The 18,574-nt window shown below is 71.8% G+C and carries 20 protein-coding genes and 2 pseudogenes; 8 read left to right on the top strand and 14 right to left on the bottom strand.

All coding sequences use genetic code 11. The features are described from left to right. The 3 genes and pseudogenes from VIM26_RS15760 to VIM26_RS15750 form a co-directional block, all read right to left on the bottom strand. A pseudogene (locus VIM26_RS15760) lies at positions 1-381 on the bottom strand (hypothetical protein); the annotation flags it as partial. Positions 382-670: 289 nt separating this feature from the next. Beyond that, a complete protein-coding gene (locus tag VIM26_RS15755; protein ID WP_331952832.1) occupies positions 671-1,390 on the bottom strand; it encodes a GAF and ANTAR domain-containing protein in 720 nt (239 codons plus the stop codon). A gap of 167 nt (positions 1,391-1,557) precedes the next feature. Beyond that, positions 1,558-2,325, bottom strand: coding sequence for a tetratricopeptide repeat protein (locus VIM26_RS15750; protein WP_331952830.1), 768 nt, complete (start codon positions 2,323-2,325; stop codon positions 1,558-1,560). 192 nt (positions 2,326-2,517) lie between these two features. Here VIM26_RS15750 and VIM26_RS15745 point away from each other — a divergent pair, with 192 nt between their 5' ends. The 4 genes and pseudogenes from VIM26_RS15745 to VIM26_RS15730 all read left to right on the top strand — a co-directional run bounded on the left by VIM26_RS15745 (position 2,518) and on the right by VIM26_RS15730 (position 5,687). After that, positions 2,518-2,991, top strand: a complete 474-nt coding sequence (locus VIM26_RS15745) for a sigma-70 family RNA polymerase sigma factor (RefSeq protein WP_331952828.1) — start codon at positions 2,518-2,520, stop codon at positions 2,989-2,991. After that, positions 2,988-3,617 (top strand): methylated-DNA--[protein]-cysteine S-methyltransferase, encoded by a 630-nt coding sequence (locus VIM26_RS15740; RefSeq protein ID WP_331952826.1) that lies wholly within the window; start codon positions 2,988-2,990, stop codon positions 3,615-3,617. Before VIM26_RS15745 ends, VIM26_RS15740 begins: the two co-directional genes overlap by 4 nt. Then, positions 3,614-4,063 (top strand): annotated as a pseudogene (locus VIM26_RS15735) (alpha-ketoglutarate-dependent dioxygenase AlkB); the annotation flags it as partial. The gene VIM26_RS15740 and the pseudogene VIM26_RS15735, both read left to right, overlap by 4 nt. Positions 4,064-4,130: 67 nt before the next feature. Beyond that, a complete protein-coding gene (locus tag VIM26_RS15730) occupies positions 4,131-5,687 on the top strand; it encodes a phosphodiester glycosidase family protein (RefSeq protein WP_331952824.1) in 1,557 nt (518 codons plus the stop codon). Between the two features lie 5 nt (positions 5,688-5,692). On the opposite strand, the gene VIM26_RS15725 is transcribed toward VIM26_RS15730, so the two are convergent. From VIM26_RS15725 to sqr, 3 genes are read right to left on the bottom strand one after another with little or no spacing between them, the layout of a single operon-like run. After that, complete coding sequence (locus VIM26_RS15725) at positions 5,693-6,205, bottom strand: DsrE/DsrF/DrsH-like family protein (protein ID WP_331952822.1); 513 nt, start codon at positions 6,203-6,205, stop codon at positions 5,693-5,695. A gap of 18 nt (positions 6,206-6,223) precedes the next feature. After that, positions 6,224-6,538 (bottom strand): TusE/DsrC/DsvC family sulfur relay protein, encoded by a 315-nt coding sequence (locus VIM26_RS15720; protein ID WP_331952820.1) that lies wholly within the window; start codon positions 6,536-6,538, stop codon positions 6,224-6,226. A gap of 11 nt (positions 6,539-6,549) precedes the next feature. Beyond that, on the bottom strand, positions 6,550-7,791 hold the full coding sequence (sqr, locus tag VIM26_RS15715) for a type III sulfide quinone reductase, selenoprotein subtype (RefSeq protein WP_331952818.1): 1,242 nt from the start codon (positions 7,789-7,791) through the stop codon (positions 6,550-6,552). A gap of 228 nt (positions 7,792-8,019) precedes the next feature. Between sqr and VIM26_RS15710 the strand changes: the two genes are divergently transcribed. Both VIM26_RS15710 and VIM26_RS15705 read left to right on the top strand, forming a co-directional pair. Further along, positions 8,020-8,427 carry a DUF6855 family protein gene (locus VIM26_RS15710; RefSeq protein ID WP_331952816.1) on the top strand — a complete coding sequence of 136 codons (408 nt, stop codon included), beginning with the start codon at positions 8,020-8,022 and terminating at the stop codon, positions 8,425-8,427. Beyond that, positions 8,427-8,747, top strand: coding sequence for a carboxymuconolactone decarboxylase family protein (locus VIM26_RS15705; RefSeq protein WP_331952814.1), 321 nt, complete (start codon positions 8,427-8,429; stop codon positions 8,745-8,747). Before VIM26_RS15710 ends, VIM26_RS15705 begins: the two co-directional genes overlap by 1 nt. On the opposite strand, the gene VIM26_RS15700 is transcribed toward VIM26_RS15705, so the two are convergent. Next, positions 8,744-9,394 carry an HAD family hydrolase gene (locus tag VIM26_RS15700; protein WP_331952812.1) on the bottom strand — a complete coding sequence of 217 codons (651 nt, stop codon included), beginning with the start codon at positions 9,392-9,394 and terminating at the stop codon, positions 8,744-8,746. The two genes, VIM26_RS15705 and VIM26_RS15700, sit on opposite strands and share 4 nt — an antisense overlap. Before the next feature lie 328 nt (positions 9,395-9,722). Between VIM26_RS15700 and VIM26_RS15695 the strand changes: the two genes are divergently transcribed. Beyond that, positions 9,723-10,643, top strand: coding sequence for a hypothetical protein (locus tag VIM26_RS15695; RefSeq protein ID WP_331952810.1), 921 nt, complete (start codon positions 9,723-9,725; stop codon positions 10,641-10,643). On the opposite strand, the gene VIM26_RS15690 is transcribed toward VIM26_RS15695, so the two are convergent. Genes VIM26_RS15690 through VIM26_RS15660 form a run of 7 tightly spaced genes read right to left on the bottom strand, consistent with a single transcriptional unit; the run spans position 10,638 to position 18,043 of the window. Further along, entirely contained in the window at positions 10,638-12,128 is a 1,491-nt protein-coding gene (locus VIM26_RS15690) for an NADH-quinone oxidoreductase subunit C (protein WP_331952807.1), read from the bottom strand. The genes VIM26_RS15695 and VIM26_RS15690 overlap by 6 nt on opposite strands. Next, positions 12,125-13,612: a proton-conducting transporter membrane subunit gene (locus VIM26_RS15685; protein ID WP_331952805.1), complete on the bottom strand. Its 1,488-nt coding sequence runs from the start codon at positions 13,610-13,612 to the stop codon at positions 12,125-12,127. Before VIM26_RS15685 ends, VIM26_RS15690 begins: the two co-directional genes overlap by 4 nt. Further along, the gene (locus VIM26_RS15680; protein ID WP_331952803.1) at positions 13,609-14,274 is read right to left on the bottom strand and encodes a hypothetical protein; all 666 of its coding nucleotides are present in this window, start codon (positions 14,272-14,274) and stop codon (positions 13,609-13,611) included. Before VIM26_RS15680 ends, VIM26_RS15685 begins: the two co-directional genes overlap by 4 nt. Positions 14,275-14,281: 7 nt before the next feature. Then, positions 14,282-15,244, bottom strand: coding sequence for a respiratory chain complex I subunit 1 family protein (locus tag VIM26_RS15675; RefSeq protein WP_331952801.1), 963 nt, complete (start codon positions 15,242-15,244; stop codon positions 14,282-14,284). Next, the gene (locus VIM26_RS15670) at positions 15,241-17,193 is read right to left on the bottom strand and encodes a proton-conducting transporter membrane subunit (protein WP_331952799.1); all 1,953 of its coding nucleotides are present in this window, start codon (positions 17,191-17,193) and stop codon (positions 15,241-15,243) included. Before VIM26_RS15670 ends, VIM26_RS15675 begins: the two co-directional genes overlap by 4 nt. Next, entirely contained in the window at positions 17,190-17,669 is a 480-nt protein-coding gene (locus tag VIM26_RS15665) for an NADH-quinone oxidoreductase subunit NuoB (protein WP_331952797.1), read from the bottom strand. The genes VIM26_RS15670 and VIM26_RS15665 overlap by 4 nt, the downstream gene beginning before the upstream one ends. Beyond that, complete coding sequence (locus tag VIM26_RS15660) at positions 17,666-18,043, bottom strand: metalloregulator ArsR/SmtB family transcription factor (RefSeq protein ID WP_331952795.1); 378 nt, start codon at positions 18,041-18,043, stop codon at positions 17,666-17,668. Before VIM26_RS15660 ends, VIM26_RS15665 begins: the two co-directional genes overlap by 4 nt. Before the next feature lie 58 nt (positions 18,044-18,101). Between VIM26_RS15660 and VIM26_RS15655 the strand changes: the two genes are divergently transcribed. Then, positions 18,102-18,500: a TfoX/Sxy family protein gene (locus VIM26_RS15655; protein ID WP_331952834.1), complete on the top strand. Its 399-nt coding sequence runs from the start codon at positions 18,102-18,104 to the stop codon at positions 18,498-18,500. The last annotated feature ends 74 nt before the right edge of the window (positions 18,501-18,574 follow it).

The following is an 18,574-nucleotide window of genomic DNA, read 5'->3' as shown; positions in this document are numbered from 1 at the left end:
CTGCTCGACGTTGATGCGCTGCGCGCCGCCGGTCACCACCGCTACGGCGGTCAGCGGCAGCTCGTCGCGCAGCGCGCGACCCAGGCGGGTCATCCGGGCGGCGCGGTAGTGCGTGACGTGCACCCGGCGCGAGACCCAGTTGGCGAACGTGCGGGCCTCGGTGGCCCACACGACGTCGGTCTCCACCACGGGCAGTGCCCGGGTCGCGATCGCGGTGAACCGGTCACCGAACTCGTACGTCGCGTCGAACATCTCCAACGCACCCGGACCGTCCAGGTCCCGCGGCGCCACCCGCGCTACTGCGTCCAGGTGCACGCGAATCGCCGCGTAGTGATCGGCGAGCGAAAGACTCTCGAGCGAGACACCGTCGTCGAACGCCATCTCGCCCCCCACTCGTCTCGCATTCCTACGAATTGCTCTGCGCCAAACTCTACCGGGCGCCACTGACACTCCGCGGTTCGGCGAGGAATCTGTGGGCAAAGTGCTGAGTCTATGGAACGAGTGCCTGTGAATGGTGGGACAAAAATGCCACCTGGGGGTGCATTGTGGCCGTGCCGTGTGGCGTCACGTCCGATTCATCAGAATCGCAGCCTCTATCGGTCACCTCGGTCACCTCGGCTGCCGCGAACCCGCGAACCCGCGAAACCGCAAAACCGCAAAACCCGCGGACCTACCCGCTCACCGCGGCCACACGCTCCGCGGCGACGAACCGCAGCTCCACCCCGCGTTCTGCAGCTGTGGCACGCAGCATGGCGAGCGCATCCTCGCTGTCGCACCTGTTCTGGGCACAGACGACCCCGATCGCCCGGTCGATCACGGTGCGCGAGATCAGCGAGGCGTGCAGCTCGTCGGTGATCTCGACGTCGTGCGCGATCCGCACCACGAGGTTGAGCGCGCGCGAGGCCTCGTCGGCGAAGTCGACCGCCTCGGCCTGCTCCGCCGGGCTGAACCCGTGAGCGCTCCGGGAACACAGGTTCAGCGCGCCGACCGGCTCGACCCCGCCGTACAGCGGCAACGACATCGAGGACCGCACCCCGAGCGCGAGCGCGCCCGGGCGGTACGGGCCGAACCGATAATCGGCGGCGAGGTCCTCGACCAGGATCACCTTGGCGCTGCGCAGAGCGCTCAGGCACGGGCCTTCGTCGTAGCGGTACTGCTCCTCGTCGTACCTGGCGGCGCTCTCGTCGCTGCAGGCCACCGTGATGACGTGCCCGTCGCGGTCCATCATCACGCCCGCCGAGATCTCATCACCGAGGGCGACGGACGCCGCGTCGATGAACGCCGCCAGGAAGTCCTCGACGGCCTCGGTGGACAGCAGCAGGTCCTGCAACCTGCGAGCCGGGTCCCGGGTGGTCCCGTGGGAGGTTGCTCTCTGGTCGTGGTCGGACATGGTGTGCCGAGCGGTCCCGGGGGTGCGAACCCCGCGTTCAACGTGCACCGGAAACGGCGCGTCGTGACACGGCGCACTCAACCAGCCCCCGACCTGACCATCGTTCCACCGGTGGTCCCGACGGGGAAGCCCCTTGGCTCAGGCGGCTCAGTTTCGCGTCGGTCGGGCTATGTGGTTGAGCTGTCGCCGCCGGCCTCCAAGCCTTCGAGAACCTCGACCTCCTCGCGTACATAGGGATCCTCCGGCCGGTCCACCAGCAGCTGCCGCTGCATCGCGAGCGCCCGGGAGTTCCGCCCCAACGACCGCAGGCATCGCGCGATCGCCCAGCGCGCGACGCTTTCCTGCTCCGGGTCGCCCACCTCGAGCGACGCTCGATGAGCCAGCTCGAACTCCTCGAGCGCCTGCTCGAGCCGGCCGACGTCGTGCAGGTGCCAGCCCAGATTGTTGTGCAGCGCCACCGACCACCGCCGCGTCTCCGGGTCCGTGGTGCGCGCGACGACGTCGAGCGCCCGGTCCGTCCAGTCCTGCTCGTGACCGGCGTCCGCGATCGCCAGCATGTGCAGGGCGTCCACCGTCAGGTGCTCGGCGCCGACGGCGCGTGCCGCCTCGGCGGCGGCCCCGAACAGCTGGACCGCGGCCGTGACGTCGCCCGCGGAGTTGCGCAGCCGGCCCCGCTCCAGCAGCACCCGGACTCCGGCGACGCCGGTCGGGTCGCCGATCGCGTCGAGGACGGCGTCGGCCTGCGCGAACTTCCCTTGCAGCCCCAAGGCCCTCGCCTGTTGGGTGGCGAGCTCGGCGCGCTGCGACGCGACGCGCACCACGTCCGCGGCCGCGGCGGCGAACCGTTCCGCAGAGGCGGCCGCGTCGTCGAAGTTCCACAGGTCGCGCAGCTCAGCAGGCGACAACGGTCGCTCGAGGTCCTTGTCATCGCTCATGGCGCCATCGTCGCAGCAGCCGTCTCACGAAGTCACCGCTCGGGGCGTCTACTGGACGGAGCGCCACGCTCCAGCACGCGAACCTCGAGGAGAGCCGTCATGCAGACCCACACCGTGACCGATTCGCGCCTTCAGCTGCGGGCGCTGCTCGCCGAGCAGCCCCTGTTCTAGCCGAGGCCAAGCGACGTGGTCATGAAACCCTTCGAGCAGGTCGTCGTCGAGCACGGACCGACCGTCCTGCGGGTCTGCCGCGCCGTCCTCGGTCCCGACGACGCCGACGACGCCTGGTCGGAGACCTTCCTGGCGGCGCTCCGCGCGTACCCGGACCTGCCCCCGGGCGCGAACGTCCAGGCGTGGCTCGTCACGATCGCCAAGCGCAAGGCCATCGACCAGCACCGCGCCCGCACGCGGAGGCCGGTCCCGGTCGAGGCGATCCCCGAACGCCCGGCGAACCAGCCGCACCCCGCCGAGCACGACGACGAGCTGTGGACCGCGCTCAAGGCGCTGCCCCGCAAGCAGCGCGAGGCCATCGCCTACCACCACGTCGCCGGGATGCCGTACGCGCAGGTCGCCGAGCTGCTGGCGAACACCGAGAGCGCCGCGCGCCGGGCAGCCGCCGACGGCATGAAGACCCTGCGAGCCTCCTACCGAGGAGTCCGACCATGAACACCGACCACCCGACCCCTTCGACGACCGACGCGGACCTGCTCGTGGGCCTCCCCCTCGTCGACGAGGAAGCCTCGCGGCGCCTGCACGCGCGGCTCGTCGCCCGGGCCGCCGCGGAAGGAATCCTCGACGTCGCCTACCGCACGATCGACACGCCCGTCGGCGCTCTCCTGCTCGCCGCGACCGAGCAGGGCCTCGTCACGGTCGCCTACCCCCGCCAGGACCACGACCGCGTGCTCGCGAGCCTCGCGGAGCGCATCAGCCCCCGGATCCTGAACGCCCCGGCGCGCCTGGACCCGGTCGCGCGCGAGCTCGACGAGTACTTCACCGGAAGGCGCAGGGCGTTCGACGTCGCGTTGGACCTGCGGCTGTCGAGCGGCTTCCGCCGCGACGTCCTGGCTCACCTGCCCGAGATCCCGTACGGCTCGACGGCGACCTACGGGAGCCTCGCGCGCGTCGTCGGCAACCCCAAGGCGGCCCGCGCCGTCGGGACCGCGTGCGCGACCAACCCGCTGCCCGTCGTCGTCCCGTGCCACCGCGTCGTCCGCTCCGACGGTACCGCGGGCGGGTACGTCGGCGGCCCCGAGGCCAAGAACGCCCTGCTCACCCTGGAGGCAGCAGCATGACCACCCTGCTACCGCGCGAGCGGGTCGAGGTGGCCCCCGGCGCGGTCCTCGTCCCGGACTGGCTCGACCCCGGCCAGCAGGCCCACCTCGTCCGGGCCTGCCGCGAGTGGGCCGCCGGTCCCGCCCCGATGCGCGCCGCCACCACCCCGGGCGGGGGGCAGATGAGCGTGCAGACCGTCTGCCTCGGCTGGCACTGGCGCCCCTACCGCTACTCCCGCACCGCGGACGACGTCGACGGCGCGCCCGTCACGCCATTCCCGGACTGGCTCGCCGACCTCGGGCGCCAGGCGGTGTCCGAGGCGTACCAGGATCCCGCGGCGGGCGCGGCCTACCAGCCCGACGTCGCGCTGGTGAACTTCTATGACGACGCCGCCCACATGGGCATGCACCAGGACAAGGACGAGCGCTCCGACGCCCCGGTGGTCTCGCTGAGCATCGGCGACACCGGCCTGACCTGAGACGGCGCGGTTTTGGGAAGCATGTGTGCGTCTGGCGCACCAAATCTTCCGGAAGTTGAGCGATGCCCGGGTGCGGTGGTCACCGGCCGCCCGGCTGAACCTCGGCGCCGCCGACCTGCCCGAGACCCGGACCGTGACCCGGCTGGCCCCCGGTGTCACGCGCACGTCGATCACCCGCGGCGGCGCGGACAGCTCGCTGTTCTGGACCGCCGAGGTCGCCATCCCCTCGACCTCCCCGGATCCGGACGCCCCCGCGTCGGCCCTCTCCGACGAGGCGCAGGCGCACGCCGTCGCGGACAGGCTCGCCGCCGCGGGGGTCAACGCCCGCGTCGAGCGCGTGGTGTCTCCCCAGCTGGCCGACGCCGGCGGGGACCTCGGGTTCCGCGTTCGGGCCGGCCAGTTCGGCGCGAAGGCCGACGGCACGGCCACCGTCGCGACGATCCGGACGGCCGGCTACGCCTCGTCGGTCATCTACACCGGCTGGGACGGCGACGTGGGCAGTACCGACCGGTCGCGGGGACCGTGGACGCTCGAGGTGATCACCATCGACCCGAAGGCGTTCCGCGGTGAGCTCACGTCGTCCTTCGGCCCGGACTTCGAGGCCCGGGAGGCCACGAGCCGGCTCGCCCAGGCCAGCGGCGCCCTCGCCGCCGCGAACGGCGGCTTCTTCGTGCTGGACCTGTCGGCGGGCGCGCCCGGCGACCCGGCCGGGACCGCCGTCTTCGGCGGCAAGGTGCTCAGCGAAGCCGTGGGGGACCGGCCCTCCCTGGTCATCGACGCCGCGACCAACCGCAGTACCGTCCAGCGGCTCACGTGGCGCGGGCGCATCGCCGTCGACCGGCACAGCTCGCCGCTGGCCCTGAGCGGGATCGACCGGGTGCCGGGCTTGATCCGCAACTGCGGCAACGCGGCGAGCCAGACGCCGTCGGCCCTGCCGCTGCAGGACGTCACCTGCACTGCCCCCCACGAGATCGTCGCGTTCACCCCGGAGTTCGGCGCCCAGACTCCGGCCGGGCCGGGCCTGGAGGTCGTGCTCGATGCCCGGAACGTCGTCACCGCGGTGCACGAGGTCCGCGGGACGACCGTGCCGCGCGCCGGCCGCACGCTGCAAGCGATCGGCTCCGACGTCGAGGCGCTCCGCGCAGCGGCGCCGGTCGGCAAACGGGTCACCCTCACGACGGATCTTGTGAACCCGCGCGGCGGGGTCCTCACCACGACGCCGTCGACCAACGTGGTCAACGGCGGCCCGCTCCTGCTGACCGGCGGGAAGCAGACCATCACCGCCGGGCGCGACGGCATGGTTCGGCCGGCCGACGGCAACAACTTCTATTACGGCTGGGTCCACAAGCGCAATCCGCGCACGATCGCCGGGGTGGACGCCGCCGGGCGCACCCTGCTGGTCACCGCGGACGGCCGCCAGACCACGGCGCTGGGACTGAGCGTCAAGGAGGCGGCCGACGTCGCGCAGTCGCTCGGCATGGTCGACGCCCTCAACCTCGACGGCGGCGGGTCCACCACGATGACCATCAACGGCCAGGTCGTGAACGCGCCGTCGGACGCCACCGGCGAGCGGCCGGTCGGGGACGCCGTCCTGGTGCTGCCCGCCGGCTGACCGGACTAGATGAACAGCAGCTGCGCACCCTCCGTCTTCTCTATGAAGTCGCTCGCGCTGATGATTCCCTCGACCTCCTCGTAGAGGTCCTCCGACGTCAGGTGGTTCATGTCGGCGGACAGCCGGCAGGCCCACAGGTGGCCGCCGGACGCCACGATCTGCTCGAGGAACTCCGGGACCTCGGGTACGTCGAGGTCGGCGATGGACTTCTTCAGCCGCGACGTCGCCATGGCCGTCATGCCGGGCAGCCCGCCGAGGCCCTGGGGCATGTGCGTGGCGGTGTTGCCGAGCATGGTGAACTTCAGGTCGCCCATGGTCTTGCGGTTGATCATGTCGAAGCCCCAGAAGGTGAAGAACAGGTGGACCTCGACGCCCTCGCCGAGCGCGGCGTTGGCCAGGATCAGCCCCGGGTACGCCATGTCCAGGTTGCCCTTGGAGCAGATGATGGCGAGCTTGCGGCCCGACCCGACCTCGGTGTCGAAGCTGGGGACGATGGCCGGTTCGGTCTCGATGGTCATGACAAAGCCCTCTCTCGGTTAGACGCAGCCCTGCGGCTTGGGCAGGCCGGCGATGTAGGCGAGCTTCTTCGCAGGCTTCGCCGGGAAGAGCGTGAAGAGCTCCTTGATCGGGATTCCGCCGCGGGTGGAGATCCGGCGAAGTGTCGCGGTCTCGCCCTGCTCGGCGAAGTCGGTGCGCAGGAAGCGGATGGCCTTCCAGTGCTCGTCGGTCAGGTCGATGCCGATCTGCTTGGCGAGCACGACCCCGAGGTCCTCGTCCCACTCGGTCGGGTCGGTGAGGAAGCCCTCGTCGTTGACGTGGATCTGGTGTCCGTCCAGCGTGGTCACAGGCATGGTGTCTCTCCTTATCGGGTGGTGGTCGTCTTGCCGAGCATGGACATGTGCGACGGCAGCGGCAGCGGCCGGCCGGGGAGCAGCACGTTCCAGTAGATCCAGCGGAACGCGAGCTTGCCGAGGTGGTTGCTGCGGGTCTCCTTGAGCAGGTCCAGCGGGCCGACGACGGGCAGCGGGAACTTGCCCGTCAGCGGCTCGGTGTCGTAGTTGAAGTCGAGCAGCAGGCCCTTGCCGTCCCCGCTCTCGATGAAGCAGTTGGCGTGGCCGTCGAAGGATCCGGTCATCGCCTTGCCCGCGATGAGCTGCAGGAAGTTGGCCACGAAGATCTCGACCGAGAAGTGCGCGACCGACCCCGCCTTGGAGGTCGGCAGGTCGCCGGCGTCGCCGACGGCGAAGATGTTCGCGTGCGCCTTGGACTGCAGGGTGTGCCGGTCCACGGGCACGTAGTTCAGCTCGTCGCCCAGCCCCGAGCGGGCGACGAATTCGGCGCCCATGTTCAGCGGGATGGTGACCAGCAGGTCGAACGGCACCTCGCGTTCGTCGTAGGAGATGAGCGCCTTGTGCTCGACGTCGATCCGCTCGACGAGGAAGTCGGACTCCAGCGCGATCTTGCGCTCGGCGAGCATCGAGCCGAGGCGCTCGGAGGCGACCGGCTTGGTGAAGGCCCCCGGCAGCGGAGTCACGAAGACCAGCTCGACCCGGTCCCGCATCCCGTGCGCCCGCAGCCACGCGTCGGCCAGGAAGGTGAACTCCAGCGGCGCGACCGGGCACTTGATCGGCATGTCGGTGATGTGCACGACGAGCCGGCCGTGATCGAACGACTTCAGCGCGGTGGCGAGCGCGCACGCACCGTCGAACGTGTAGAAGTCGAAGATGCTTCGGCGCCACTCCTCGCCGAGCATGCCGGGGGTCTGGTCCGGCCGCGGCGTCGTTCCCGACGCGATGACCAGGTAGTCGTACCCCAGCACGCGGCCGTCGGTCAGGCTCACCGTGCACGCGGCCGCGTCCACCCGGTCGACGTCGGCGATGACGAAGTCCACGCCGTCGGGCAGGAAGGCATGCCGCGAGCGGGTGATCTGGTCGGGGGAGTAGGTGCCGAACGGGACGAACAGGTAGCCCGGCTGGTAGGGGTGGGCGTCGTCGCGATCCACCACGGTGATGCTCCACTGCGCCGCGTCGAGGCGCCGCCGTAGCTTGTTGACGATCATCGTGCCCGCGGTACCGCCGCCGAGCACCAGCAGTCGTTTCTTCACAGCCCGCTCCTCGCCTCGATGCTCCGCGCCCCGACTCCTCGACGCGCTCCGTGTGCCTCGTTCTCCACGGTAGGAATCGGGCGCTCCCGGCGAGAGAGACCAAGGTCCCGGTTACCCCATGGGGTATGGAGAATCGGCATCGGTCTACCGGGTGCGGACCTCCGCGCGCCGCTAGCCTCGGGACGAAGGGCCGACGGCGGCCCGTCGGGTGCGGTCGAGAGGATGACGATGGCCAGCGGCAGCGGCACGAAGGACGACCCGTGGGTGCTCGCGACCCCACCGGGGACGTCGCAGTACACGATGCACCGCGACGAGCAGGCGGACCCGCCCGTGCTGGTCTGCCAGGTCGGCTCGACCACCCTGAGGTACCACCTGCGTGCGATCGAGGACCTGCACGCCTGGCTCCTCGCGCGCGGGGAGTGGGTGGCCCTCGGTGCGGCCGACGAGAAGAAGCCGGCCGCGGACGACACTGTCGAGGCGTGGGGCCGCTCGGACGAGAACCCCGTGGGCGGTTGGTACGGGCTGCGCAACGGCTACCGCGGACGGTTCGGGATGTACCTTCCGCCGCTGCTGGAGGCGCTCGGGCTGGCCGAGCTCACGCACGACCCGCGGAACAACCGCATGCGGGCGCTGTGATGAACGAGTACCTGCCCGACGTCTACCTCGGCTTCCGTGCACGGTTCGGCGACGTGGCCGCGAAGCAGGATGCGCTCGCGGCCTCGATCGACGACGCCGGACCGCTCGACCCGCGGACCGCGCGCCTGATCAAGCTCGGCGTCGCCATCGGCGCGCAGTCCGAGGGCGCGGTGCGCTCCAACGTCCGCAAAGCGCTCGACGCCGGCGCGAGCCTCGCCGAGGTCGAGCAGGTGATCCTGCTCGGCATGACGACCCGCGGCTTTCCCGCCACGGTTGCCGCCTGGCAGTGGATGAACGAGGTCGTGGGGGAGCATCGCTAGCGGGTTCCGGCAAGCCACGTGGACAGGTGCGGGAGAACGGCGCGAAGGTCGTCGCCATCGACCGCTGAGTGCGCCACCGCACGGGCCGCAGCGTTCGCGTTGAACGCGACGGCGAGGCCGACACGCTCGAACAGCGGCACGTCCGATCGGCTGTCTCCGATCGCGGCGCACGACGCCGGGTCGAGTCCGAGGCGAGCCGCCTCGGCGAGGGCGTAGTCCCGTTTCGCGAACTCGTCGAGGTGCGCGGCGACCTGACCCGAGTAACGCCCGTCGACGATCTCCAGGCGCGGACCGCACGAGCCGTCGAAGCCGAATCTCGCGCAGAGGTACGCACCGACGGGCTCCCACGCGAGCGTCGCCAGCACCGGCGCCAGGTGCTGGGCCCGGCACCAGGTCACGACCTCGGCAATCCCGTCAACGAGCGGTAGCTCGTCCAACCATCCGCCGACCTCGGAGGGGGCCCGGCCCTCCCAGCCCCGCGCATCGAGCACCGACACAGCGTGGTTGCTCAACGTCCCCGCCGCGTACGAGTCCTCGGCGTCCCGCAGGGAGCCAAGGTGACCAAGCCGCGCCGCAAGATGCTGCGACGAGCTCGTCCCCGGCACAAGAGTCCCGTCCACATCGAAAAAGACCGCACCCCGCACCATCCGACGAACAGTAGCCACAAACTGGGTCGGTCTTGGTCGGGGGCACACCCCGCAGAAGGCTCGAGTTCGCCGTTTTGAGGCGAGTTCGCCGGTTTCAAACGGCGAACTCGCAACGAATCGACGAACTCGAGGCTGCGACCTCGCGTCAGCGCCGTGTTTTGGGAAGGTTTGGTGCGGCGCTCGCGCAGAATCTTCCGAAAAGTGGGCTCTGCCGAGAATCCTCGAAACCCCTTTGCGTCGATTGTCTGCGACCTAGGTCCCTGGCAGGGATAGCGGCGGGCGAGGAACGTTGGGGGTGCCAGGGGGAGGCGATCCAACGATGGATTCGATGCGAGTGCTTGACCTGCCGGGGCTGCAGGGGCTGATCGACATCTTGGGCGCCCGCGGATATGCCGTCGTGGGACCGACCGTGCACGACGATGCGATCGTGTCGTCGACGCTGACCTCGGTCGACGACCTTCCCCGCGGCTGGGGTGATGAGCAGCACGACGACCACGTCGGGCTCCGCCGCCGCGGCGACGACGCCCTCTTCGGGTATACGGAGGGCGCGCACGCACCCACGGTGGTCCGCACGGCCGGTGAGGAGCTCGGCTGGCGCGCGCGGCGCTCCGGCACGGTGGTCCCGCTCGCCGACCCGCGGACCCACGGCGTCAACGACTTTGTCGCGATGCGCGCGAGCGGGCCGGTCGCGCTCTTCGGTGCGCGGCCGTGCGACCTCGCTGGTCCGTCGCGCGCGCTGGTCCCGACCGGCACCGACCACGGCGACGCCCGCGAGGCGAACGAGCACAACCACGCGCCCGTGGATCCGAGCGCCCGCGATGCGGCGCGCGACGCGGCGACCTTCGTCGTCGCCGTGACCTGCTCGGACCCCCGCGAGACCTGCGTCTGCGCCCTGACGGGTGTCGGTCCGCACCCCGCAGGGGGGTACGACCTCGCCCTGACCGAGCTGCTCGACGACGGCCCGCACCGGTTCCTCGTGCAGGTCGGCTCGACGCGCGGGGCCGGGGTTCTCGCCGAGGTGGCCACGAGGGTCGCGGCCGCGGCCGACGTGCAGGCGGCCGAGGACGTCGCGTCCCGGTCCGCCGCGCAGATGGGTCGTCAGCTCGATTCGACCGGGCTGAAGGACGCGCTGAAGGTCAGCGCCAAGACGACCCGCTGGGACGACGTCAGCTCGCGGTGCCTGGCCTGCACGCTCGCCGTCGTGCGCATCGCCCGACGGCAGACCCGGACCGCCCAGGCTGGGCTATAGGTCGTTCCCGGCGTAGGAGAGGTTGAAGCTCTTGTTCGTCACCGGGAAGTCCGGGACGATCGTGTCCTTCATAGCGAGCGGCAGCGCGGGCCAGTTGAACCACGACGGGTCGACGATCTTGACCCGGGTGAGGCGCCCGTCGGCGTCGACCTCGACGCGATGCACGATGGTGCCCCGCCAGCCCTCGGCGATGCCGACCCCGGTGCGCACCCCGCCCGGGTGACCGACCGATTCGGAGCCCCGCGCCGGTTCGGCCCGGAAGCTGAGCTGGTCCGCGGTGCTCGCCAGGTGGATCGCGAGCCGGGTGCCCGCCGCATACTCGTCGCGGCGCTGGGTGAAGCGGGCGAGCACGTCCCCGCCGGTGGACGCCACGGCCCGGACCGGGAGCTCGGTCGTCGGGTGGTCGAGGCGTGCGTCGGTGGCGAGGCCACTCGCGCGCGCGACGTACCCGAGGCAGTCGAGGTCTGCCGCCTGCTCCAGGGCGAGCACCGCGGTGCCGGCGAACCGGTCGCGGATGACCGTGTTGGCCAGGGTGAGCTCGGCGATCTCGGCGAGGTCGGTCGCGAGGGCGGCGAGCTGGTCGGCGTCGGGCAGGGTGAGGATCTCGGCGGAGCCCGGACGGATCGCGCCCCGGAGCAGGCGGTGACCGGTGGTCGCGGCGTTGATCCGGAGCAGCTGTTCGCGGATCCGCAGGGTGTGCGAGCCGGCGAGGGAGAAGCCGACGTCGTTCGCGAGCGAGCCGAGGTCGGCGGCGTGGTTGTAGAGGCGTTCGAGCTCGAGGACCAGGGCACGCAGCCGGTGGGCGGGTTCGGGCAGCGTGATGCCCAGCGCGTCCTCCACCGCGAGGGCGTGCGCCAGCGCATGGCCCGCCGAGGTGTCGCCGCTGATGCGCTCGGCGAGGTGCACGGCGTCCGTGGCCGGGCGCCCCTCGAACAGCTTCTCGATGCCGCGGTGCGTGAACCACAGCCTGACCTTGAGCTTGAGGATGCTCTCCCCGACGACGGAGAACCGGAAGTGCCCGGGCTCGATCATCCCGGCGTGGACCGGGCCGACCGGGATCTCGTAGACCCCGTCACCCTCCACGGCGAGGAACGGGTACGCCTCGGCGTCGATGAACGGCGGCCGCGGCCCGGCGTTGTGGCGCATCGGGTACCAGCCGGCGGGCCAGTGCGCGTGCCGGACCAGGCGCCTCGGGAGGGGGTGGTCGACCGGCACGATGCCGTACAGGTCGTGCATCTCGCGCTCGAACCGTGATGCGGGGAAGGACAGCGGCGCGAGGGACGGCAGCCGCGGGTCGTCCGCGGGCAGGGTGACCTGGAGCTCGACGCGCCGGTCCGGGGGGCCGGCGAGGAACAGGTAGACCACCCGTAACGTCGGGCCGTCGTCGTGCGCCGCGACCAGGGCGAGGCGGAAGCCGGCGTCGAACAGCGCGGCGGCGGCCGCGACGAGCTCGGTGACCGGGAGGTCGCGTGTGGTGCGGGTCATTGGCTGGCTCCCAGCTGCAGGGCGGCGGCGTGGAACAGGCCGGTGAGCGGGCCGGCGCTCAGGCCCAGCGCGACGCTCAGCACGACCCCGGTGCACAGCGCGACAGCGATCGTGCGGGGCACCGCGATCGACGGCGCACCCTCGCCGGGCGGGCCGAACAGCATCCGGGCGCCGCTGCGGACCAGCGCCGAGAAGGCCACGACCATGAGCGCGAGCGCGGCGCCGAGCACCCAGCCCAGGTGCGCGCCGGCGAGCGCGCGCGAGATCGACAGCTCGGAGGCGAAGATCGCGAACGGCGGCAGCCCGACCAGCACGGCCAGGCCGACGGCGAACGAGATGCCGACCAGGCGGGATCGGGTCAGCACCCCGCTCACGTCGTCGATCGCGGTCGAGCCGTGCGCGGTCTGGAGCTGGCCGGCGGCGAGGAACACCAGCGACTTGCCGATGCCGTGGGCGAGCACGTGCAGCAGCAGCGCGGCGATGGCCAGGCGGGTCCCGGCGGCCGCGGCGATCGCGATCAGGCCCATGTTCTCCATCGAGGAGTAGGCGAGCATCCGCTTGAAGTCCTTCTGGACCACGAGCATCGACGCGGCGACCGCCAACGTGAGCAGGCCCATCACCAGCAGACCGGTGCGCATGAAGCCGGTGCCCAGCGCGAGGTCGACGATGTGCTTGACGCGCAGCAGCGCGCAGAACGCGACGGCCTCCAGCACCCCGCTCATCAGCGCGGACACCGGCGTCGGCGCCTGGCTCTGCGCGTCGGCCACCCAGGTGTGGAACGGGACGAGGCCGACCTTGGCGCCGTAGCCGAGCAGCAGCAGGCCGGCGGCGAGCAGGGTCACGTCCGGGTCGAGCCGCGCGGCGTGGCTGAGCTGCGCGGCGTGGCTCAGCAGGGTGTCCATGTCGAGCGCGTGGGAGCTCGTCGCACCGGCGTGCAGGCTCGCGAAGTAGAGCAGCACGGTGCCCAGCAGGGCGAGCGCGATGCCGACCGAGCAGATCACGACGTACTTCCAGGTGGCCTCGAGCGCGGACCGGGTCCGGCTGTGGGCGACCAGGAAGGCGGTCGCCACGGTGGTCGCCTCGATGGCGACCCACATGACCCCGATGTTGTTGGCCAGCACCGCGAGCGACATCGCGGCGAGGAACAGCGGGAGCAGCACGCCGTACAGGTGCGCCCCGGCGCGGTCGGTGTCCCCGCGCGCCAGCTCGCCGTCGATGTAGCCGATGCTGGCCCACGTCGCGAGGGTGCCCACCGTGCCGATGACGAGCAGCATCGTCACGCCCAGGGAGTCGATCCGCAGCACGTGCGCGACGCCGAAGCGCACCCCGGACTCGAGGCCGAAGCCGACGAACGCGGCGGTGAGCAGCACGCAGAGCGCGGCCAGCACGGTCACCGACGCGGTCGCGCGCCGCCACCCCAGCGCTGCGGCGAGGGCGGCCGCGGCGAGCGGCGCGAGGATCGGGACCAGCAGGAGAGCGCTCATCGGTCGCGTAGCTCCCTGAGCTGGTCGAGGTCGGTGCCGCCGAAGGTGCGCCGCATGTGCCCGGTGAGCAGGCCCAGCACGAACACCGCGAACAGCACGTCCATGGACGCGCCGAGCTCCACGATCAGGGGCACCCCGGAGGTGAGCAGGAACGCCGTCGCGGTGACGCCGTTGTCCAGCATCAGGAAGCCGACGGCCTGCGAGAGGGCACGGCGCCGGCTGACCATGACGAAGATGGCGATCAGGATCACCGCGAACGCGGACGGCACGGTGCGGATCGCCGGGGACGGGTCGAGCGCGATGATCGGCCGGGTGACCGCGTAGGCGAGGACCGTCAGGCCCGCCGTGATCAGCAGCGAGGAGGTCGTGTTGACCAGCGGGGTGCTCTCGCGCCGTTCGGCGTCCTCGGACCCTACGGCCCGGGCGAGCAGCATGGGCAGCACGACCGCGCGCAGCGCGAACACCACGCCCCCGATGCCGACGAGCGCCGGGTCACCCTCGTGCAGGCCCTCGGTCAGCGGGAGCGCCGCGAGGGCCGCGCCCTGCCAGCCCAGCAGCGTGATGATCGCGTGCAGCTCGCGGCGCCACACGATGAGCACCGCGGTGAGCAGGAACGCTCCCGCGGCGAGATCGAGCACGCCGCCGTAGGCCTCGGGGGTCATCGCCGCCTCACCTCTTCGGGACGGCGAGGAAGGAGGACGCGGTGACCGCGAGCAGCGCGAGCAGGAACGAGCCGGCGAGCAGCTCGGGCACGCGGAACAGACGCAGCTTGGCGATGAAGACCTCGCTCGCGGCGAGCGCGCCCGCGAGCAGTGCGACCTTGAGGGTGATCGCCGCGAGCCCGACCAGCACACCGAGCGGTGACGGGTCGCTCCCGGCCACCCCCCACGGCAGGAACAGGTTCGCCAGCAGCCCCAGCAGCACCGTCAGGCGCATGCTGGTGGCCCACTCGACCAGGGCGAGCTTCGGCCCGGCGTACTCCAGGACCATCGCCGGATGGATCATCGTCACCTCGAGGTGGCTGGACGGGTTGTCCACGGGCAGCCGCCCGGTCTCGGCGAGGATCACGATGACCAGCGCGACGAAGGCCAGCACGCTGCCCAGGGAGAAGATGTGGCTGGGGTTCGCGACGGTCGCCGAGACGATGGCCGACAGGTTGGCCGAGTGGGCCGGGACCGACAGTGCGAAGACGGCGAGCAGGATGGTGGGCTCGACGAGGGCCGCGATGGTGATCTCCCGGCTCGAGCCCATGCCGCCGAACGCGGTGCCGGTGTCCAGGCCGGCGAGGGTCAGCGCGACGGTGCCGAGGAAGAGCAGCCCGACGATCCCGAACAGGTCCGCCGAGGAGTCCAGCGGGGAGTCGAGCGCGACGAGCGGCAGGATCGCGGCGATCAGCAGCGTGGTGCCCGCGGCGATCGCCGGCGCGATGGCGAACACGATCGTCGTCCCGCGCGGGGTGACCTGCTGCTTGCGGAACAGCTTGCGCAGGTCCCGCCAGGGCTGCCCGATGCCGGCGCCGGCCCGGCCCTCCAGGAGAGCCCGCACCTGGCGCATGCCGCCGGTGACCACGGGGGCGCCGAGCAGCACCGCCACGACCTGGAGCGCGGCGGCGGCGCCCGCGAGGGGAGTCACTGGGTCACCAGGAGCACGACCAGCAGGCCGGCCGCGCCGTACGCGAGGTAGGTGTGCACGCTGCCGTTGTGCGCGCGGCGCACCCGGTGCGCGGCCACGGTCACGGCGCGGACCACGGGGGCGTAGAGGCGTTGCTCGACCGGGTCCACGAGGCGGGTCCGGTAGGTGACCTTCTCCACGAGGTACTTCGACTCGGCGAAATGGGAGACCTCCAGGTCGGTGTCGGGCCGGAGCACGTTGTCGAACACGCGCTGCAGGGGCTCGGCGAACGATGTCGCGGTGTACTGCATCCGCGGGCTGAGCCGGTCCGCCCCGCACGCCCACAGCGCGGACGTGACCGGCGCGGGGCGGTGTCGGGCCCCGGTGCGCGCGGCGAGCAGGAGCGATAACAACACCGCGACGACCAGCGCGACGGCGAGCAGCGCGGGTGACATCGACCCGGCCACACCGGGCAGCCGCAGGAACGTGCCGAGCTCCGGCCCGACCGCGTCACCGCCGACCGTCGGGAGCACGCCCAGCACCGGGCGCAGCAGCGGCCCGAGCAGCCCGGGCGCGAAGGCGAACACGGCGCACGCCGCCGCGGCCAGCCCCATGCCGGCGATCATGCTGGCCGGCGCCTCCCGGGCGTCCTCGGCCGCCGCCGAGCGAGGGCGGGCCAGGAACCCGACGCCGAACGCCTTCACCATGGCCGCGATCCCGAGGCCCGTGGTGAGCGCGACCGCGCCCACCGACAGCGGCATCGCGAGGGCGAGCAGCGTGTTGCCCGCCGGCGGGTTGTGGATCAGGCTCTGCAGCAGGAGCCACTCGCTGACGAATCCGGCGCCGAGCGGCAGCCCGGACGCGCCGAGCGCCGAGATCCCGAACATCACGGTCGTCACCGGCATCCGGCGGGCCAGGCCGCCGAGCTTGTCCAGGTCGCGCAGCCCGGTCGCGGCGAGCACGGACCCGGCCGCGAGGAACCCGAGCGTCTTGAAGGCGGCGTGCGCGAGCAGGTGCAGCAGCGCGGCGGTCATCGCGATCGCGGCCACCTCCGGCGCGCCCGAGGAGCCGAACAGCGCCGCGGCACCCAGCGCGAGGGTGATCAGGCCCATGTTCTCGGTGGTCGAGTAGGCCAGCAGGCGCTTCAGGTCGGTGGCGACCGAGGCCTCGAGCACCCCGAAGACGGCCGAGACAGCGCCGAGGATCATCAGCGTCAGGGCCCACCAGTGCGGGCCGGCACCCAGCAGCTGCAGGTCGATGCGGATGATGCCGTAGATGCCCATCGCGACCATCGACGCGCTCATCAGCGCCGAGACCGGGCTCGGCGCCTCCGGATGCGCGCGCGGCAGCCAGGCGTGCAGGGGGAGCAGCCCCGCCTTGGACCCGAATCCCGTCACGCTCAGCAGGAAGACCGCGTTGCGCGTGCCCGCCGGCAGCTCGCTGGCGTGCGCGGCGATGGTCGTGAAGGCGTCACCGCCGCCGGCGGACGCGAGCAGGACGAGCGCCAGCAGGATCGTCGCGAAGCCCAGCTGGGTCATCACCGCGTAGAAGACCCCGGCCGCCCGGACCGCGGCCCGGCGATGCTCGGCGAGCACCAGCACCAGCGACGCGCCGGCCATCAGCTCCCAGGCGAGCAGGAACGTCGTGACGGACCCGGCCGCGGGCACCAGCAGCATCCCGGCGACGAACACCGGTTGCATCACCAGCGGGAACCGCGCCCAGCGCTCGCGCCGGGAGTACCCGACCGCGTACAGGCCCACCGCGATCGAGACCGCGCCGGTCGCGGTGAGGAAGAACCCGCTGAGCGCGTCGAGCTCGAGCCGGACCCCGACGAGGGGGAGCAGCCAGCCGATCGTGAGCTGCCGCGGCGCGCCGAGCACGACGCTCAGGCCGGCGACCACGCCGATCGCTCCCAGGGCGGCGGTCACCCCGCCGCAGACCACGGCAGCGCCCGCTCGACGCGGGTTCACCGGCCGGTCACCGTGCGCAGCGCGGCGATTATCTGCTGGGGGGTGGGCGGGCACCCGGGCACCTCGACGTCCACCGGCACGACGTCGGCCACCGAGCCGACGACGCCGTACGCCTCGCGGAACACCCCGCCGTTGATGGCGCAGTCGCCGACGGCGATCACGACGCGGGGCTCGGGGATCGCGTCGAGCGTGTTGAGCAGCGGCTCGCGCATGTTGTGCGTGACGACGCCGGTCGCGAGCAGGCCGTCGGCGTGCCGCGGCGAGGCGGTCAGCCGCACGCCGAAGCGCTCGGCGTCGTACACGGAGGAGAAGGCGCCCGAGATCTCGATCTCGCAGCCGTTGCACGAGCCGCAGTCCACGTGGCGCAGCTGCAGCGAGCCGCGCACTCCGGTGGGCGGCGCGACGGCGGCCTCGGGTGCGTCCGGCGCGGGCTCCACGATGCGGCCGACGCGCGCGATCTTGCCGAGCCAGCTCATGAGCCCACCCCGGTCTGCGCGCCCGCCTCGGTGCGCGCCGTCTGCAGGCTGTCGGCCTGGAGGTCCTTGAGCAGCCCGACCTGGTCGGTGAGCAGGCCCGTCAGCACCTTCCGGGCCAGCAGCAACAGGTCGGCCATGTCCTCGGACGCCATCGAGTAGATGACGTTGCTGCCCTGCTTGCGGGCGACGACGACGCCCGCGCGGCGCAGCACCGCGAGCTGCTGCGAGAGGTGGGAGGCCTCGAGGCCCAGCTTGGGCATCAGCTCACCGACCGAGTGCTCGCCCTGTGCGAGCCACTCGAGGATCCGGATCCGGGCGGGGTGACCGAGGGTCTTGAAGAACTCGGCCTTCAACTTGTCGATCGGTTCTGCCACCGTGCGGCGCCCCTTCCCTCGGTCAAGTTCCTGCAAACTTCATATAATCAATCACTTGATGAAATCATCATACATCTGGGTCTCGGGCGGCGGGCAGGATCGGGGTCCGGCGTGCCACGATGGCGAGATGGCGTACGACGAGGGACTCGCCGCGCGGGTCCGCGACCTGGTCGGTGACGAGCTGGGGCTGACCGAGAAGAAGATGTTCGGTGGCCTGGCGATGCTGCTGGACGGCACCATGACGTGCGGGGTGCACGGCGCGGAGCTGATCGTGCGGACCGACCCGGCCGAGCACGAGGCGCAGCTGGCCGAGCCGGGCGCCCACCCGTTCGACGTCGGCGGGCGCCAGATGAAGGGTTGGCTCCTGGTGGCCGCGTACGGCTGCGAGCAGGACACCGACCTGCGGCGATGGGTCGACCGGGGTGTCTCCTACGCGCGCACCCTCCCCCCGAAGTGACCCAGCCAACCTTCATCCAACCCGTAACGTCCGAGCGTTGACGTCCTATAGGACGTCAACGCTCGGACGTTACG

The sequence above is a fragment of the Pengzhenrongella sp. genome (assembly GCF_036565025.1).
Taxonomy (GTDB): domain Bacteria; phylum Actinomycetota; class Actinomycetes; order Actinomycetales; family Cellulomonadaceae; genus Pengzhenrongella.
Note: the sequence above shows the minus strand (reverse complement) of the source record. Positions and strands in the feature narration are given on the sequence as shown.

Excerpts from the sequence above, each read along its gene's own strand:
- VIM26_RS15755 (WP_331952832.1), bottom strand. The coding sequence starts at position 1,390 with ATGTCCGACCACGACCAGAGAGCAACCTCCCACGGGACCACCCGGGAC.
- VIM26_RS15750 (WP_331952830.1), bottom strand. The coding sequence starts at position 2,325 with ATGAGCGATGACAAGGACCTCGAGCGACCGTTGTCGCCTGCTGAGCTG.
- VIM26_RS15745 (WP_331952828.1), top strand. The coding sequence starts at position 2,518 with ATGAAACCCTTCGAGCAGGTCGTCGTCGAGCACGGACCGACCGTCCTG.
- VIM26_RS15740 (WP_331952826.1), top strand. The coding sequence starts at position 2,988 with ATGAACACCGACCACCCGACCCCTTCGACGACCGACGCGGACCTGCTC.
- VIM26_RS15725 (WP_331952822.1), bottom strand. The coding sequence starts at position 6,205 with ATGACCATCGAGACCGAACCGGCCATCGTCCCCAGCTTCGACACCGAG.
- VIM26_RS15720 (WP_331952820.1), bottom strand. The coding sequence starts at position 6,538 with ATGCCTGTGACCACGCTGGACGGACACCAGATCCACGTCAACGACGAG.
- VIM26_RS15710 (WP_331952816.1), top strand. The coding sequence starts at position 8,020 with ATGGCCAGCGGCAGCGGCACGAAGGACGACCCGTGGGTGCTCGCGACC.
- VIM26_RS15705 (WP_331952814.1), top strand. The coding sequence starts at position 8,427 with ATGAACGAGTACCTGCCCGACGTCTACCTCGGCTTCCGTGCACGGTTC.
- VIM26_RS15700 (WP_331952812.1), bottom strand. The coding sequence starts at position 9,394 with ATGGTGCGGGGTGCGGTCTTTTTCGATGTGGACGGGACTCTTGTGCCG.
- VIM26_RS15695 (WP_331952810.1), top strand. The coding sequence starts at position 9,723 with ATGCGAGTGCTTGACCTGCCGGGGCTGCAGGGGCTGATCGACATCTTG.
- VIM26_RS15690 (WP_331952807.1), bottom strand. The coding sequence starts at position 12,128 with ATGACCCGCACCACACGCGACCTCCCGGTCACCGAGCTCGTCGCGGCC.
- VIM26_RS15685 (WP_331952805.1), bottom strand. The coding sequence starts at position 13,612 with ATGAGCGCTCTCCTGCTGGTCCCGATCCTCGCGCCGCTCGCCGCGGCC.
- VIM26_RS15680 (WP_331952803.1), bottom strand. The coding sequence starts at position 14,274 with ATGACCCCCGAGGCCTACGGCGGCGTGCTCGATCTCGCCGCGGGAGCG.
- VIM26_RS15665 (WP_331952797.1), bottom strand. The coding sequence starts at position 17,669 with ATGAGCTGGCTCGGCAAGATCGCGCGCGTCGGCCGCATCGTGGAGCCC.
- VIM26_RS15655 (WP_331952834.1), top strand. The coding sequence starts at position 18,102 with ATGAAATCATCATACATCTGGGTCTCGGGCGGCGGGCAGGATCGGGGT.